This window comes from Pseudoalteromonas sp. Angola-30, from assembly GCF_028599215.1.
In the GTDB taxonomy this organism is placed as follows: domain Bacteria; phylum Pseudomonadota; class Gammaproteobacteria; order Enterobacterales; family Alteromonadaceae; genus Pseudoalteromonas; species Pseudoalteromonas atlantica.
The window spans coordinates 45,319-61,576 of the sequence record NZ_JAQREI010000008.1; the positions used below are offsets into that span (position 1 = coordinate 45,319).

Annotated in this window: 12 protein-coding genes and 8 tRNA genes; 15 read left to right on the forward strand and 5 right to left on the reverse strand. The window is 41.4% G+C overall.

Translation table 11 applies throughout. From position 1 onward, the window contains the following. Positions 1-210 precede the first annotated feature (210 nt). The 8 genes from PSH54_RS11780 (at position 211) to PSH54_RS11815 (ending at position 1,248) form a co-directional block, all read left to right on the forward strand. Positions 211-287, forward strand: a tRNA-Met gene (locus PSH54_RS11780). Positions 288-354: 67 nt separating this feature from the next. Next, positions 355-439 (forward strand) — tRNA-Leu (locus tag PSH54_RS11785). Positions 440-476: 37 nt separating this feature from the next. After that, a tRNA-Gln gene (locus PSH54_RS11790) sits at positions 477-551 on the forward strand. 5 nt (positions 552-556) lie between these two features. After that, a tRNA-Met gene (locus tag PSH54_RS11795) sits at positions 557-633 on the forward strand. Positions 634-727: 94 nt separating this feature from the next. Further along, positions 728-812: transfer RNA gene (locus PSH54_RS11800), tRNA-Leu, on the forward strand. Between the two features lie 40 nt (positions 813-852). Next, positions 853-927 (forward strand) — tRNA-Gln (locus PSH54_RS11805). Positions 928-1,049: 122 nt separating this feature from the next. Next, a tRNA-Leu gene (locus tag PSH54_RS11810) sits at positions 1,050-1,134 on the forward strand. Positions 1,135-1,173: 39 nt separating this feature from the next. After that, a tRNA-Gln gene (locus PSH54_RS11815) sits at positions 1,174-1,248 on the forward strand. Positions 1,249-1,252: 4 nt separating this feature from the next. On the opposite strand, the gene PSH54_RS11820 is transcribed toward PSH54_RS11815, so the two are convergent. Continuing rightward, entirely contained in the window at positions 1,253-2,842 is a 1,590-nt protein-coding gene (locus PSH54_RS11820) for a putative bifunctional diguanylate cyclase/phosphodiesterase (RefSeq protein WP_273606212.1), read from the reverse strand. 156 nt (positions 2,843-2,998) lie between these two features. Beyond that, complete coding sequence (locus tag PSH54_RS11825) at positions 2,999-4,180, reverse strand: FAD-dependent oxidoreductase (protein WP_273606247.1); 1,182 nt, start codon at positions 4,178-4,180, stop codon at positions 2,999-3,001. Between the two features lie 244 nt (positions 4,181-4,424). On the opposite strand from PSH54_RS11825, the gene miaB reads away from it, so the two are divergent. The 5 genes from miaB to lnt are packed head-to-tail and all read left to right on the forward strand — an operon-like array spanning position 4,425 to position 9,890. After that, entirely contained in the window at positions 4,425-5,873 is a 1,449-nt protein-coding gene (miaB, locus tag PSH54_RS11830; RefSeq protein ID WP_029774570.1) for a tRNA (N6-isopentenyl adenosine(37)-C2)-methylthiotransferase MiaB, read from the forward strand. A 57-nt stretch (positions 5,874-5,930) separates the two neighbouring features. Continuing rightward, a complete protein-coding gene (locus PSH54_RS11835) occupies positions 5,931-6,989 on the forward strand; it encodes a PhoH family protein (protein WP_055253090.1) in 1,059 nt (352 codons plus the stop codon). Between the two features lie 4 nt (positions 6,990-6,993). Beyond that, the gene (gene ybeY / locus PSH54_RS11840; RefSeq protein WP_273606213.1) at positions 6,994-7,452 is read left to right on the forward strand and encodes an rRNA maturation RNase YbeY; all 459 of its coding nucleotides are present in this window, start codon (positions 6,994-6,996) and stop codon (positions 7,450-7,452) included. Between the two features lie 22 nt (positions 7,453-7,474). Then, entirely contained in the window at positions 7,475-8,359 is an 885-nt protein-coding gene (corC, locus tag PSH54_RS11845) for a CNNM family magnesium/cobalt transport protein CorC (RefSeq protein ID WP_004589463.1), read from the forward strand. Then, entirely contained in the window at positions 8,340-9,890 is a 1,551-nt protein-coding gene (gene lnt / locus PSH54_RS11850; RefSeq protein ID WP_273606214.1) for an apolipoprotein N-acyltransferase, read from the forward strand. The genes corC and lnt overlap by 20 nt, the downstream gene beginning before the upstream one ends. 56 nt (positions 9,891-9,946) lie before the next feature. On the opposite strand, the gene PSH54_RS11855 is transcribed toward lnt, so the two are convergent. The 3 genes from PSH54_RS11855 to PSH54_RS11865 all read right to left on the reverse strand — a co-directional run bounded on the left by PSH54_RS11855 (position 9,947) and on the right by PSH54_RS11865 (position 14,132). Beyond that, on the reverse strand, positions 9,947-11,542 hold the full coding sequence (locus PSH54_RS11855) for a TIR domain-containing anti-phage reverse transcriptase (protein WP_121637735.1): 1,596 nt from the start codon (positions 11,540-11,542) through the stop codon (positions 9,947-9,949). 239 nt (positions 11,543-11,781) lie between these two features. Continuing rightward, entirely contained in the window at positions 11,782-12,861 is a 1,080-nt protein-coding gene (locus tag PSH54_RS11860; protein ID WP_273606215.1) for an RDD family protein, read from the reverse strand. 185 nt (positions 12,862-13,046) lie between these two features. Beyond that, positions 13,047-14,132 carry an alkene reductase gene (locus PSH54_RS11865; protein WP_273606216.1) on the reverse strand — a complete coding sequence of 362 codons (1,086 nt, stop codon included), beginning with the start codon at positions 14,130-14,132 and terminating at the stop codon, positions 13,047-13,049. Between the two features lie 216 nt (positions 14,133-14,348). Between PSH54_RS11865 and zigA the strand changes: the two genes are divergently transcribed. Together zigA and PSH54_RS11875 are read left to right on the forward strand one after the other, a co-directional pair. Then, complete coding sequence (zigA, locus tag PSH54_RS11870; RefSeq protein WP_273606217.1) at positions 14,349-15,548, forward strand: zinc metallochaperone GTPase ZigA; 1,200 nt, start codon at positions 14,349-14,351, stop codon at positions 15,546-15,548. Further along, entirely contained in the window at positions 15,548-16,237 is a 690-nt protein-coding gene (locus PSH54_RS11875; RefSeq protein WP_273606218.1) for a DUF1826 domain-containing protein, read from the forward strand. The genes zigA and PSH54_RS11875 overlap by 1 nt, the downstream gene beginning before the upstream one ends. The last annotated feature ends 21 nt before the right edge of the window (positions 16,238-16,258 follow it).

Consider the following 16,258-nt stretch of genomic DNA (forward strand, 5'->3'; position numbering starts at 1 on the left):
TAACGGTTTTAAGTTGTTATTACTTAGTGTACTTTGACAGTTGATTTACAGTTAAAAAAACAGCAAATTTATTAAAATTTAGCCTCTTAGCTTAATTTTCCTGCAAACAAACCCTGTTAAGTGTTTTTTTGCAAAAAAGGTGTTGACGGATTTGGGTCATATCAGCATAATACGCCCCGCACTCAGCGATGAAGTGATAACAAAAGAGATGGCTAAGTAGCTCAGCTGGTTAGAGCACATCACTCATAATGATGGGGTCACAGGTTCAAATCCCGTCTTAGCCACCATTTTTCTTTTGTTGCTCAATGAAGAGTTTAAAATAACTACCTTTCTTTGATTATTCAAAGTGAAAATGCGGGAGTGGCGGAATTGGTAGACGCGCTGGATTTAGGTTCCAGTATCTTAGGATGTGAGAGTTCAAGTCTCTCCTTCCGCACCATGTTCTGATATGAACTAAACTATCAATTGTTTTCTGTTGGGATATCGCCAAGCGGTAAGGCACCAGGTTTTGATCCTGGCATTCCCAGGTTCAAATCCTGGTATCCCAGCCAACAATGGCTAAGTAGCTCAGCTGGTTAGAGCACATCACTCATAATGATGGGGTCACAGGTTCAAATCCCGTCTTAGCCACCATTTCTTTTTTTAGAAGTGGCTCTGCAAGAGTTAAATTGCAGCTCAATGAAGAGTTTAAAATAACTACCTTTCTTTGATTATTCAAAGTAAAAATGCGGGAGTGGCGGAATTGGTAGACGCGCTGGATTTAGGTTCCAGTATCTTAGGATGTGAGAGTTCAAGTCTCTCCTTCCGCACCATGTTCTCGATAAGAACTAAAATAATCAGCTAATTCTTTGTTGGGATATCGCCAAGCGGTAAGGCACCAGGTTTTGATCCTGGCATTCCCAGGTTCAAATCCTGGTATCCCAGCCAATTTCTTCTACCAAAGAAATTGCTATAAAGAATGACCATATCGGGAGTATCGGAATTAGCAGTAGTCTTGAATTAGACGCTGGATTTAGGTTCCAATACATTAACACCTGTATATGTTAAATGCGGGAGTGGCGGAATTGGTAGACGCGCTGGATTTAGGTTCCAGTATCTTAGGATGTGAGAGTTCAAGTCTCTCCTTCCGCACCATGTTCTTATCTAGAACTAAAACTATTCCAAATTTAGCGTTGGGATATCGCCAAGCGGTAAGGCACCAGGTTTTGATCCTGGCATTCCCAGGTTCAAATCCTGGTATCCCAGCCAATTTCTATATTATCCTGTACTCTTCCTCATTAGCATATTTGTGTATAAACTCATTAATGTTTACTGGCTTGCTAAAATAATACCCTTGCAAATAATCACAATCCATTAGCGTTAATGTTTGTTTAAGATCGTTATCTTCTATTCCCTCTGCCACCACTTTACAATTAAGTCGCGTCGCTAAAAACAATGTCGATTCAACAATCGCGTAATCTGCTATTTGAGTCAGCATGTATTTTATAAATGATTGATCTATTTTTATTTGGCTTATTGGTAATTCTCGCAGTAATACCAAAGAAGAAAAGCCAGTACCAAAATCATCTACACTAAATTCAAACCCTCTGCTATTTAGTTTTTGCATCATTGTGCGGGCGGCTTCTAGGTTTGTCATCATGGCGCATTCGGTTATTTCAAAAATAATTGCGTCGCTTAGCGTTGGATCATGCTTTACTAGTTCTTCAACAAACTCATAAAACTCCGGGCTTTCTAAATCTTTAGTAGAAAGGTTTACATGCAACGAACCTATAAACCCAGCTGCTTTTAACACCTTTAAGTGCTTTATTGTTTCTAGTAGCACCCATTTAGAAATATTTAATATCAACCCACTTTGCTCGGCAATGCCAATAAACACCTCTGGGCTAATAAAAGAGCCATCACTTTGCGGCCAGCGTATTAACGCTTCTGCTCCATGTACTTCATCGGCTCTGGCATCAAAAATAGGCTGTAAATAAAGCTCAAATTCGTGGTTTTTAATGGCGTGCTTAATACGTGAGGTCATATTTGAAAGCTCATTTGCTCGGGTGCTCAGCGCCTCAAAGTAATGTACATACAGTTGCTGTGTGTCTTTAGCCTCATGCAGTGCTAAGTCTGCTTGCTTTAATAGCTCATTAGCGTGCGACGAGTGATTCGCAAAGGTTGTTATTCCCACAGTCACGTGTACACGTAAACTATGCTCGTAAATATGAAATGGGTGTTTAGTTGATTTTTTTATGGCTTCAATACATAAATTAATTGCCTCATTGGCTGAGTTATCAACAATAAGTGCAAATTCATCGCCGCCTAAACGGTACAGCTTGGCTATTCCCACAATATTATGGCTGAGAGTTTTTGAAAAAATGCTTAACAGCATATCCCCTACTTTATTGCCGTATGAGTCATTAATCGATTTAAAGCGGTTTAAATCTATAAGCATTAAATAAAACGAAGGCTCGTACTTAACTTGTTTATTAAGCACCTGAAAAAACTTTTTTCGATTAGGGAGGCCAGTTAAGCTGTCGTTTTCGGCAAGGGTTCGTTGACGTTTTGCAAAGCGGTCTATTTTTAAAATACTTTTATAACTAAGCTGAATAACTAAATAAACAAAAGCGCCCCCGCCAAATAAAATTAGCGATACGCTCATAGCAATAAATCCGGCTATATCGTTATTTACAAAATAATAAAGTACATACCAATAACCCACTATAAAGCTAAAAATAAGCGCCAGTAGCAAAATCCACGAAACACGGTTAGTTTTTTTACAAATTTTTATTGTTGGCACAATGCTCAGCGTTAATAGCAAAGCGCCGACAATGAGTATAAAAATAAAAAAAATATCCACAAACACACAACTTTTAATTGGTTAGTAGTTTGAGTATGGCAAAAAAACGCAATAACGGAATAAATTAATAGTGACAACTATGCAGGTGCCCAAGTGGCATAAGAAAGGGAGTGATTGGCTGTGCATTTATTAAATTAGCCAATCACTTAAGCGGATTTAATTAAGCTCCCCACTAATGGCGTATTTTAATACCCAGTTTTTTAACGGACCGGTATTGTTAGCCATTTTTAAAAACTGGCTGCGTGCCCATTTTAGTGGCGTAATTTGATTAGAAAAACCAAAGTAACACGCATCCATCATGCTCATCATTAATAGGTTGGCTTTACGGCGGCTTCGCTCGTATTCTTTTAGTTTTAGCGGACAACCTATATCATCAGCGTCTTCAAGTGCCTGTGCGAGTGCTACCACATCTTGAAAGCCTAAATTAACGCCTTGCCCGGCCAGTGGGTTAATTGTGTGAGCCGCATCGCCCACTAACACCAAACGCCCATTAGAGTAATTATTTGCATGCTGACGGGTAAGCGGAAATACCGCATGGTTTTGCACCTCAAAATCCCCTGCAAGAAGCGGAAACTTATTTAAAACATGCGCTTTAATTTGCTCAGCCGTTAACCCTTTAAAGTTTTGTAAGGTATTAGCGCTGTCGTACCAAATTAAATTAGCGTATGGCGCCTGCATAGGTAAAAAGGCTAACGGGCCTGTAGGGGTAAATTGTTGCCACGTTTTTACTTGCTGCGGCGCATCTAGCTTTATTAGTACGCCCATGCAGTGCTGCTGATACTGCCACCCTGTTACACCAATATTTGCCTTTGCTCGTAGCTGCGATTGCCCGCCATCGGCCGCAATAACTAAGTCAGCAGTGTAACGGGTATCGCCATAAATGAGGGTGATTGACGTTGTGTCTTGCTCAATAGCGCTTAAAGGTGCTGATTGTTCAATAACCTCAATATTATAATGTGCAAACTGCTGCCAAAGGCTTGCTTGTATTAAATTGTTTTCGATTAAATGACCTAAGTGCGAAGTATTAATATCGGCGCAATCAAATAATAGGTTGTCGCCACCGCGCTCAAATGCTTCTAACTGCGTGTAAGGTGCTAATCGATTTTGCCTTAAAATAGGCATAGCCCCTAGCTCGTCCAGCAGGTTTTCTGAAAAACGGTTAATAGCCGATACCCGTATATCTACCTGATCACTTGCTAAAATGGCGTCGGCGTTAATCAGTTTTTTTTCTATTATTTGTACTGATTTTCCTTGCTGTGCAAGCTTTATGGCAATGGCCGCACCGACCATCCCTGCGCCTACAACAATCACTTTGTTTTGAGTCATGTTTTTCATCATTTGGTTAATACGTGAAACTGTTTTGATTGTACCGTAACTCGCCGCATTAGTGCGAGAGTATATAACTATCACGCTATTAAACTGCCTGTGTATTGATTTGAGATCACAAACATGAAAACTATACTTGGATCTGGGCGGGTATCCAGCTAAAATACGCGTCCTTTAAGTGAGCAACCTTGCTCCTTAATCCCGTTTTAAGCACATTTTTGTGCCACTACCGAATTGAACACGAGGCTATATTTCAATGAGCAAAAAGCTGCATATCAAAACTTGGGGTTGTCAGATGAACGAGTACGACTCTCAGAAGATGGCTGATCTTTTAGATGCAACCAACGGCTACCAGCTAACGGAAGAAGCAGCAGACGCCGACGTTATTTTACTTAACACCTGTTCAATTCGTGAAAAAGCGCAAGAAAAAGTATTTCACCAATTAGGTCGCTGGAAGTTATTAAAAGACGACAAGCCAGATTTAATTATTGGTGTAGGTGGTTGTGTTGCCTCACAAGAAGGTGACTCTATTCGCCAGCGCGCACCGTTTGTTGATGTTATTTTTGGCCCACAAACATTGCACCGTTTACCAGAAATGATTAAACAAGTGCAAGGCGACAAAGGCTCATCGGTGGTTGATATTTCGTTCCCAGAAATTGAAAAGTTTGACCGTTTACCAGAGCCAAAAGCAGAAGGCCCGTCTGCATTTGTATCAATAATGGAAGGTTGTTCTAAGTACTGTACTTTTTGTGTTGTACCTTACACCCGTGGTGAAGAAGTTAGCCGCCCATTAGATGACGTATTATTAGAAGTTGCGCAACTTGCTGAGCAAGGCGTACGTGAAGTAAACCTGCTTGGTCAAAACGTAAACGCATACCGCGGTGAAACACACGATGGCGAAATTTGTTACTTCTCAGATTTAATCCGTTACGTAGCAGCGATTGATGGCATTGACCGTATTCGTTACACCACCTCGCACCCGGTAGAGTTTACGCCAGATATTATTGATGCGTACGCTGATGTACCAGAGCTTGTTGATCACTTACACCTACCTGTGCAAAGTGGTTCAGACCGTATTCTTAATTTAATGAAACGCGGCCATACAGCGCTTGAGTACAAATCAACAATACGTAAGCTGCGTAAAATTCGCCCTAACTTAAGCATGTCGTCAGACTTCATTATTGGTTTCCCAGGTGAAAGCAAAACAGACTTTGAAGCCACTATGAACCTGATTAACGACATTGGCTTTGATATGAGCTTTAGCTTTATTTACAGTGCGCGTCCAGGTACGCCTGCCGCCGACTTACCTGATGACGTATCAGAGCAAGAGAAAAAAGAGCGCTTATACCTACTACAAAACCGTATTACACAAATGGCACAACAAATTAGCCGCCAAATGTTTGATACAGAGCAACGTATCTTAGTTGAGGGGCCTTCTAAAAAGAACCCAATGGAATTACGTGGCCGCACCGAAAACAACCGTGTAGTTAACTTTGTTGGCCCACACACAGTGATCGGCCAGTTTGTTGATGTACGTATTACCGAAGCGTTACCAAACTCTTTACGTGGCGATTTAATTCGTACAGAATCAGAAATGAACTTACGTCGTGATATTGCTCCTTCAGCTATTTTAACAAAAGCTGCAAGCGTTGAGCCAAAAATCGATACAACCAACGAAATTGGCGTAGCTACTTTCGTACCGTAGTTGTATAAATTCATTGCGCCAGTAACCTTTACTGGCGCACCCGAATAGGAAGTAATTTTGAGTAATCAGTTAAAAACATTAGAGATTTATTTAGAACCTGCCGACAACAAACGCCTTTCTTCTTTATGTGGCCCGTTTGACGAAAACATCAAACAAATTGAACGCCGCCTAGGTGTTGAAATAATCCACCGCGACAACTTTTTTAAAGTAACAGGTAAACTGCACTCAAGTGCCGCGGCCGTAGAAATTTTAAAAAACCTTTATGTTGATACTCAACCTGTTCGTGGCGAAATTGGTGAAATAGAGCCCGACAACGTACATTTAGCCATTACCGAATCAAAAGCCCTAGAACAAGAAGTGCCGCAAAGTGCGTACGGCAAAGAAATGTTTATTAAAACCCGCCGTGGCGTAATTAAACCGCGTAATGACAACCAAGGTTTGTATGTTGCTAATATTTTGCATCACGACATTACCTTTGGTATTGGCCCTGCCGGTACAGGTAAAACCTACCTAGCAGTTGCAGCCGCAGTAGATGCCTTAGAGCGCCAAGAAATTCGTCGTATATTACTTACCCGCCCAGCGGTAGAAGCCGGCGAAAAACTGGGTTTTTTACCAGGCGATTTAAGCCAAAAGGTAGACCCATACCTGCGCCCTCTTTACGACGCGCTATTTGAAATGCTTGGCTTTGAAAAAGTAGAAAAGCTTATTGAAAAACACATTATTGAAATTGCCCCACTTGCTTACATGCGTGGCCGTACACTAAATGATGCGTTTATTATTTTAGATGAAAGCCAAAATACCACCGCCGAGCAAATGAAAATGTTTTTAACCCGTATAGGCTTTAACTCTAAAGCAGTAATAACGGGCGATATAACACAAGTTGATTTACCACGCGGTGCGCGCTCAGGCCTTCGTCATGCAATAGAAGTACTTAGCGATGTTGAAGAAATTAGCTTTAACTTTTTCCAATCGCACGACATTGTTCGCCACCCTGTTGTTGGTCGTATTGTCGAAGCCTACGAGCGCAATGACGAAAGCGAGCGACTAAAGCGTATAGAAAAACAAAAAGCCAAAGAGCAACTTGCCGCTCAACAGCCGCCTTCAACTAAAGAGTAATACCGTGAGCACCGAATTAGATTTACAAATAGCGTGTGAGTTTGACAACCTCCCAAGCGAAGAACAATTTGCACTGTGGGCCGATAAAGCCCTGAGCAAGTTTCGTGATGAATCTGAGCTGAGCATCGTTATAAGCGATGAAGCCCAATCACAACAATTAAACAACGACTACCGTGGTAAAAATAAACCAACCAACGTGTTGTCGTTCGAATTTAAAGCACCGCCAGGCATTGATTTGCCATTAGTAGGTGATTTAATAATTTGCCCAGCCATTGTATTGGCCGAGGCAATCGAGCAAGAAAAGTCATTTCATGACCACTTTGCCCATATGGTTATTCATGGATGCTTGCATTTACTTGGATTTGACCATATAAAGAGTGAAGACGCTTTTGAGATGGAAAGCATAGAAAAGCAATTACTTGCAGAGCTAAACATAGCTGACCCATACCGGGACGAAATTTAATTTAACGGAGCATTTAGACGCAATGAGCGACGATAACTCGCAATCTAGCCAGGGTTCTTCTGGCAAAACGTGGATGGGCCGCATAGCCCAAATGTTGCAAGGGGAACCCCAGAATAGAGAAGAGCTGGTTGAAGTAATTGCCGACGCGCAAGAGCGTGACGTAATCGACCCAGAAACCAAAGAAATGATCGAAGGTGTGCTTGGTGTATCCAAGCTTAAAGTGCGCGATATAATGATCCCGCGCTCACAAATGGTCACACTTGAGGTCGACAGCCCCCTTGAAGATTTGATCCCCATGATGGTCGACTCCACCCACTCGCGTTTTCCGGTGGTGTGTGAAGACAAAGATCACGTTGAAGGTATTTTGCTCGCAAAAGACTTGCTGCCGCTTATTTTAAATAAAGATGAGCACCTACCCTCACTGCGCGAATATTTACGCCCAGCCATGGTAGTGCCAGAAAGCAAGCGCGTAGACACCCTACTAAATGAATTTCGTCAACAACGCTACCACATGGCTATTGTCATTGACGAATACGGCGGTGTATCGGGCCTTGTCACCATTGAAGATATTCTTGAAATAATCGTCGGCGAAATCGAAGATGAACACGACGAAGAAGAAGATCAACAAGATATTCGCCAACTTGCTAAGCATGTATACGTAGTACAAGCGCTCACCCCTGTAGATGACTTTAACGAGTACTTTAAAACAGGTTACAGCACCGATGAAGCCGATACCATTGGCGGCACGGTACTACACGCATTTGGCCATATGCCAAGTCGCGGCGAAACAATTGAAATAGACGACTATCAGTTTAAAGTAACTAATTCTGATAACCGTCGTATTTTACAACTGCAAGTCACCGTTCCTAAGGTTGATGAAAACGACAGTGAAGAAACTACTAACTAAACTCACCCTGTTAGTAAAAGATAAAAAAGCATGGCTCGCACTGGTTGCGGGCCTTATTTTAACTTTTGGCTACGCCCCTTACCAAATTTGGCCCATCGCATTTTTTAGCATTGCCGCCATTATTTTTTGTATTAACCCAAACAACACAGGCAAAGCGCACGCAAAAAGCGCTGCTAAATATGGCTTTATATTTGGCTTAGGCTGGTTTGGCGCGGGTATTAGCTGGGTGCACGTATCTATTGCCACCTTTGGCGGCATGCCGCTTATAGCATCGCTCTCGTTAATGGCTTTACTGTGCTCATATTTAGCCCTGTTTCCAGCACTCGCGTTTTGGGCTGCAACTCGCTTTGCAAGTGGCCCTAAAAGCATGGGGGCACTTCTAATTGCCAGCATAGCCATTAGTGAATACTTACGTGGACACTTACTGACCGGCTTTCCATGGCTAAGTTTTGGCTATACACAAACAGATGGCCCGCTTAGGCTACTTGCCCCTTATATTGGCGAATTTGGCTTAACGCTTACCTGTGTTGGCATTGGTTTTGCCCTTTACAGGCTCACCCAAAAAGATTTTAAAACCCCATTAATAAGCGCAGCCGCTTTAGCGTTACTTGTTATTGGCGCATTAAATTCAGGTAATAATCGCTACTCTGGCAAAGAAATGTCGACCTTATTGGTGCAAGGTAATATTAAACAACACCTGCGCTTTGAACCCAGTGAGTTTTGGACCACCATGAGCAAGTACCAAGACCTAACACGCCCACATTGGGATGCCGACCTAGTGGTATGGCCCGAAGCCGCCGTGCCCGAAATAGAAGCCCTTGCCGACACGTACTTAGCCAACTTAGACAGCGCGGCGTCGTTTAATAAAACCGCGTTAGTTACCGGTATTGTTGACTACCAGCTCGACACCAAAACCATTTACAACACCCTTATTGTGGTAGGTAATAAAGAGCACAACGACGAGCACGGCCATTACCGCTACCTAGACAAAAACCGCTACCGTAAGCACCAGTTGTTACCTATCGGCGAATTTGTACCATTTCAGGATATACTGCGCCCTATAGCGCCATTGTTTGATTTACCTATGTCATCGTTTACCCGTGGCGATAGAGTGCAAAACAACTTACGCGCCAATGGATTTAATCTGCTACCTGCCATTTGCTACGAAATAGTATTTGCCGATTTAGTGCGCGGTAATTACCAAAGCAACTCTGACTTGCTGTTTACCGTAAGTAACGATGCCTGGTTTGGCGATTCCATTGGGCCATTACAACACATGCAAATAGCCCGCATGCGCGCATTAGAGTTACAACGCCCGCTGGTACGTGTTACCAACAATGGCGTAAGCGCCGTATACGACCCAATAAGCCACACACAACAAACCATGCCACAGTTTGAAGCTGCGACCATGAAAGCCGATATAAATCTTATACAAGGCGACAGCGTGTACAGCCAATACGGCAATGTGTTTGTATGGGGATTTGTGGTGTTGTTGATAATTGGTGGAATTGGGGTTAGGTTAAGGAAATAAACTTTTTATCTTACAGTGATTCCAATGCGTTTATTCTTACTAGAATCACTGTAAATTTATTTCTCTGTTAATAATGACTCAATCATATCTGTAATTTCTTCAATATTATCTTTATATCCAACAAAAAGTTTATCTGCTAAAAGAGGTAGTTGCCTAACTAAAGCTTCACCATCTCCAACCATGAGAGGTAATAGCCTTGTTTTATCTGCTGCTATCTCTGCAGATAAAACAGCATTAAGTTCTTTCATTGGCCAAGATTTTTTTACTGAATCCTCTGATATTATCGCAATAACATATTTAGACTTTTGAAGTGCTGTATTAATTTTTGCTACGAGAGAATCCCCCCAATTAATTGCGAAACAGTCTATAAATGCATTTATATTACGCTTTTCAAGAGATTCATATAAAGGCAAAGCCACACTTTCTTTATCTTCACTCGCATGGCAAATAAAAACATCATACATTTCGAATATACCTTTTAATTTATTGATAAATGCAGGTGGATTGTGATCAAGTTCCAAAACCTTTTTACATAATGTTAAGTACGGGGAGTGATCCTCACCTCTGACCATTCTTATAAAGCTTAAGTTACCATAGACAGCTCTTTTATATATAGACCCATCTAGTTTACTCATATCAATTTCAGTTTCTTGTGCATGATATCGCACTTTGATAAAGCGTTTTTCAGCTTCAATTAGATTTTTATCCCATTCGTTTATCATTGCTCTGGTCTTACGAATGAACTTTCGGTTTATATTAACCCCCTTATTTACAACTAATCCGGTTACCTCTTGCCTTTGGGATTTATGCTGCAATCTAGTTTTTTTATGGTTAATCGAAAAGCCAGAGCTAATTACAGCCGCCTCTAAAACATTCCCGACCCTATAAATATATTGACCATCATCTAACTTATCTTTTTCTAAGAGAGCTTGTGAGAACGGTTCATTACTAGAAAAGGTAATATCATCAGCATATCTTGTGTAGGTTAAATAGAATTTTTTAGCTATTTTTGTTAGCTTTTTATCTAAAGTAGTGGATGCTAAATTTGAAAGAACTGGAGAAGTAGATGCCCCTTGCGGTAACCTTCTTTTATGGGTGCAAAGTTGGGCTAAAACCGTAGCAGCTGGTGTACCCATATTAAAAGGAATGTTTTTAAATATCCCTTGGACTCGTCCAAAGTTAACTGAGTGGAAAAAATCTTTTAAATCAATATTTAAAACATATGTCTTTTTTTTATGCTGCTCTGCATTAGAAATAATACCCTTCCCATTTCCGACAAAGCCATGAACTGGTTTCTTAACTCGATAATGAGCTTCAATTAAGGGCCTGACTTTATCTTGTAAAATTTTAATAGAAGAGCATGGACTTTCAATATTTCGATTTTCTCCGGACTTCTTTTTGACAGTGAAATTTACGTAAGTATCTTTTTGAGAATATAATATATACAAAAGTTGACCTACTGGAATCTCTAATATGTTAGCAACATCATTGTCTGATTGTAAGCCTAGAAACTGCCTCTGTACAAAATCGAGTTCTCTAGTTAAGTGTGGGGTAAGTGAAGGGTTTATCCATGTATACCCTGCATTTTTAGAACTTTTAGTTGGCTCAAATGCATTTGAATGAAACGATAAAAAGTCCATTAATTTTGTCATATAACATCCATGTAATAAGTAACGGCTTCAACCCAATCACTTTGCGCACTTAGAGCCAATCAGATAATTGGAAGCAATCTGATAAAGTTCACACAGGCATATCCTACCCAGAGTTCCTAATCTAAAGCGGTAACAACTTCAGACATTTTGGGTCGAAACCAGTTGAATAATACACTAATCTCTAGTGATAATGATAGTTTTCAATTGTAGGATCAGGCTTAACTTTATCTAATCAAAAACTAACCTTCCACTGCATCTACAACAGTTTCAACATTCACGCGTTGAATCAAGTTACCTTTGATAACCACCGTCGCTGATATTTTATCTTGAATGGCTTGCCTGTTTGGGTCCCAGTACACTTGTAAAAAGCCTAATAAACCCGTGGCGAAACCGGCGCCGTATCCACCGTATCTGCCAAAACAATCAAGCATACCTAGTGGTTCGCCATTTAGTGAGACCACCCGAATATTACATACTTTTTTACCAGGGGTTTGCCCGCGCCATAATAATGAGAACAACGTAAAGTATACGGCCGCCCAACCAAAACCAAGGCCTAGGTCTTGAATAATGCCTTTACCCCACTGCAAAATGCTGGTGACAGGTTTGGTTTGCTCGCTTTTAGTTTCAGCTTTTTCAGTGATATTGCTTTTATGAGTTACTTCGCCCGAAATGCTTTCAAGCTCTGTCTCATTATTTTTAAAATCATCTGCCGCAACGGGCTCATCATCAGCTATAGCCATTAAGTGCAATAATGAGCGCGTAACTTCAATCCCTCCTACGTTTTGCATTTCAGCAAGCGCTGGTAATTGGCCAACTAAATTAGCTCGAGCAACGCTTTGGCAAGCATCATCACAGTTTTTATCGTCGTCTGTTTGCGTTAAATAGGTGCGTATTATTGCTTTATCATGCTCGCTTAGCTCATCGTTTTGCTGTGTTTTTTCTAGTTGAGGTGTTTGAATAACGGTATCGCCTTCAAAAAAATCAATTGCTAACGAGAGTACGGTTAATGAACTTACAAATAAAAAACTCGCGGCAAAAAGCTTTAAGGCTCTGCGCCAAAACGACGACATTTTTGGAAGATATTGCTGCGCAGTGCCTTTATAAAAAGCCATGGCAGCCACAAAGGCAATTAAAGTGGCGCTTAGCTTAGCGGCCATAAATATTAAAGTGACATCAATAGTCATCGCCAATGCACGTTTAATTGGGCTCGCTAATGGAATACCTAATAACGCTTGGTCTATTTTAAAGGCATACGGGGTGATCACGTCTTTGGTCTCAGAGTCTGATAACGCGAGTTGCTCTATCTCTTTGGTTTTCATTTTTATTTTTATGTTTTTAAAATGGGTAAGCTATTTAACTTACGCGCTTTTTATTTTTATATCAATCCGCTTAATTAAGTGATCTATTTTGAGAATTGGTATTAGCTCAAGTTAAAAGTATTGATTTACCAGCATAAAAAAGGGCTGCATACATGCAGCCCTTAAAATACTTTATTTATAAATAATTAAGCGGTTGGGTAATCGGTATAGCCTTGCTCTGCGCCACCAAATAAGGTGTCGGGGTTGTGGCTATTTAGCGGTTTACCTTGCTTTAAACGTGCCGGTAAATCTGGGTTAGACACAAACGGGCGACCAAAGCCAATCATGTCGGCCCAGCCTTGTGTTAGGGCTTCATCAGCACGCTCTTTAGTGTACTTACCTGCATAAATTAATACGCCGCTGTACGCTTTACGAATAGCCTGTTTAAACTCAACACTCATTAAAGGGGCATCATCCCAGTCGGCTTCAGCAATGTGCATGTAGCCCACGCCAGCGTCGTTTAGTGCTTGAGCAACGGCTAAATATGTTTGCTCTGGGTTATCATCAACCGTGCCGTTAAGCGTGGTAAGTGGCGCAAGTCTTACACCTACTTTTTGACTACCAATTTCATCGCTTACTGCATTTACGACCTCTGTTAAAAAACGCAAACGATTTTGCACACTGCCGCCATATTCATCAGTACGGGCATTTGATTGCGAGTCTAAAAATTGGTTAATTAAATACCCGTTAGCGGCGTGTAGCTCTATGCCGTCAAAGCCTGCGTCTACTGCATTCTTAGCCGCTTGGCGAAATTCGCCTAGTACATTTTCAATATCTTGCTTGCTCATTTCACGCGGTAACTGAGTCTCAACAAAGCCAGGCTCGCCGTTAGTATCTACAAATACTTTTACGTCTTTTGCAGCAATGGCCGATGCCGATATAGGCTGCACACCTCCTGTGTTATCGCTGTGTGTTACGCGCCCTAAATGCCAAAGCTGCGCAAACATAACGCCACCAGCATCGTGCACTTTGTTGGTCACCGTGCGCCAACCTGCGACTTGCTCGTTTGTGTAAATACCTGGTGTCCAGGCATAGCCTTTACCCAGCTCACTTATTTGTGTGCCTTCGCTTACTATTAACCCAGCACTTGCTCGCTGCGCGTAATAAGTGGCCATTAAATCATTGGCAATGTCGCCAGGCTGCGTTGAGCGCGAGCGAGTCATTGGTGGCATAACAATACGGTTTTTTAAAGTTTTACCTGCAAGTTCTATGGGTGAGAAAAGTAACGTCATAATGCCTCCTAAGTTTGATGGCGCTCATAATAGCGCAGCTATATAAATTCAAAAATAGCAAAAAACACAAAATAGCTTTGTTGTATTTGCAAAAGTGTCTACTTATTCTTCTGCTAAGCATTACATACAAACCATTTAAAAAGTCATGCTAGTGCTAGAAAATTTAATTGATACAATATAACATACCAATAAATACCTATTAGTAAGTAAAATTAAATGATCAATAAACTGCCCGTCACAGTGTTATCAGGCTTTTTAGGCGCTGGTAAAACAACCGTACTTAGCCATATTCTTAATAACCGACAAGGAAAAAAAGTGGCTGTCATTGTCAACGATATGAGCGACATAAACATAGATGCAGCCACAATTAAAAGCGATGTGTCGCTCAATCACAGCAACGAAAAACTCGTCGAAATGAGCAACGGCTGTATTTGCTGCACACTACGAGAAGATTTACTTGTTGAAGTGGGTAAACTTGCCAAAGATGGCCGTTTTGATTATCTCGTCATTGAATCAACAGGCATTTCAGAACCTCTACCGGTTGCCGAAACATTTACCTTTGCCGACGAAAACGGTGTTTCTCTTGGTGATGTTGCCACCCTCGATACCATGGTAACCGTGGTTGATGCGGTTAACTTTTTAACCGACTACGAACAAGCAAACGATTTACAAGATACTGGCGAATCGTTAGGAGAAGACGACGAGCGAAGCGTGGCTGACCTACTTGTTGATCAAGTTGAATTTGCGGACGTTATTTTAATTAGCAAAACTGATTTAGTCACCAATGAACAGCTCAATAAGCTTATTGCCATTTTAAATACGCTTAATACTCAAGCTAAAATGATTCCTATATCAAACGGCAATATTAATATTAACGAAGTGCTCAACACGGGCTTATTTAATTTTGCACGCGCCCAACAAGCGCCGGGTTGGCTTAAAGAAATGCGTGGTGAACACATTCCCGAGACCGAAGAGTATGGTATTAGCAGCTTTAATTATACGGCGCGCCGCCCATTTAACCCTGAAAAGTTTTATCACTTTTTGCACAACACCGAGCAATTTGGCAAGCTCATTCGCTCTAAAGGGTATTTTTGGCTCGCAACGCGCCCTTTATTTTGCGCGCAGTGGAGCCAAGCCGGCGGTATAGCTCATTACGGGTTTGCTGGCATGTTTTATAAAGCAATTCCTAAAAAAGACTGGCCCACAGAGCCCGAGCTACTTGCTGATATAAACAGTAAATGGATAGAGCCCTTTGGTGATATGCGTCAAGAACTTGTATTTATTGGTCAGTCGTTAAATAAACAAGCCATGATTGAGGCGCTTGATGACTGCCTACTACCAGAAGAAGCTGTGCTTAAAGGTAAAGTTTTTTGGAAAACCTATAACGACCCGTTTCCTATTTGGGAGGAAGTGTAATGAATGCCCTAGCTCCAATAACGGCACAAATAAAACCCACTGAGCAACTCCACCGAAGAGCAGCCAAAGAAAGTAACGCCAATGTATTGCCACACATTTATGACCAAAACACTAACATCGTTATTTGGCAAAGAAACCTTGAACAAGCATTAACAAATGCCGTTAAAACACTCATTAGCACTAATGCCATAAAACCACTTGAGCTTGCGGTATCACCCGATGATGCGTTTGATAAGTTAGTTACTGCACTTAAACCAGATGATAATAACCGCGATGAAACTGATGCGCTGTGTGAAGACATAGCATTATTAGTTGAAATGTTTTGCTGCCTATTTGATTTAAAACGCGCCGGTTTAAGGCTAAAAATATTAGATAAACCTATGTGCCCGCGTTTTCATGTAGACAAAATTCCGTGCCGATTAGTGACAACTTACCAAGGCGTTGCAACGCAGTGGTTAAATCACAGCGATGTAGACCGCTCAAAGCTTGGAACTGGTAATTTAGGTAAGCCCGATGAAGAGTCTGGCTTATTTAAAAGCCTAAATAATATTAATCAACTCCAGCAAGGCGATGTTGCGCTACTTAAAGGCGAGTACTGGGATGAAAACGAAGGCGCAGGGCTTGTACATCGCTCGCCACCGGTGGCTGCAAACGAGCAACGCTTGTTGCTCACCCTCGATTTTATTTAAAGTTTGTTATGGTGATAAACG

Bases quoted from the DNA above. Each gene is read 5' to 3' on its own strand.
- PSH54_RS11825 (WP_273606247.1), bottom strand. From the start codon at position 4,180: ATGATGAAAAACATGACTCAAAACAAAGTGATTGTTGTAGGCGCAGGG.
- miaB (WP_029774570.1), top strand. From the start codon at position 4,425: ATGAGCAAAAAGCTGCATATCAAAACTTGGGGTTGTCAGATGAACGAG.
- corC (WP_004589463.1), top strand. From the start codon at position 7,475: ATGAGCGACGATAACTCGCAATCTAGCCAGGGTTCTTCTGGCAAAACG.
- PSH54_RS11855 (WP_121637735.1), bottom strand. From the start codon at position 11,542: ATGACAAAATTAATGGACTTTTTATCGTTTCATTCAAATGCATTTGAG.
- PSH54_RS11860 (WP_273606215.1), bottom strand. From the start codon at position 12,861: ATGAAAACCAAAGAGATAGAGCAACTCGCGTTATCAGACTCTGAGACC.
- PSH54_RS11865 (WP_273606216.1), bottom strand. From the start codon at position 14,132: ATGACGTTACTTTTCTCACCCATAGAACTTGCAGGTAAAACTTTAAAA.
- zigA (WP_273606217.1), top strand. From the start codon at position 14,349: ATGATCAATAAACTGCCCGTCACAGTGTTATCAGGCTTTTTAGGCGCT.
- PSH54_RS11875 (WP_273606218.1), top strand. From the start codon at position 15,548: ATGAATGCCCTAGCTCCAATAACGGCACAAATAAAACCCACTGAGCAA.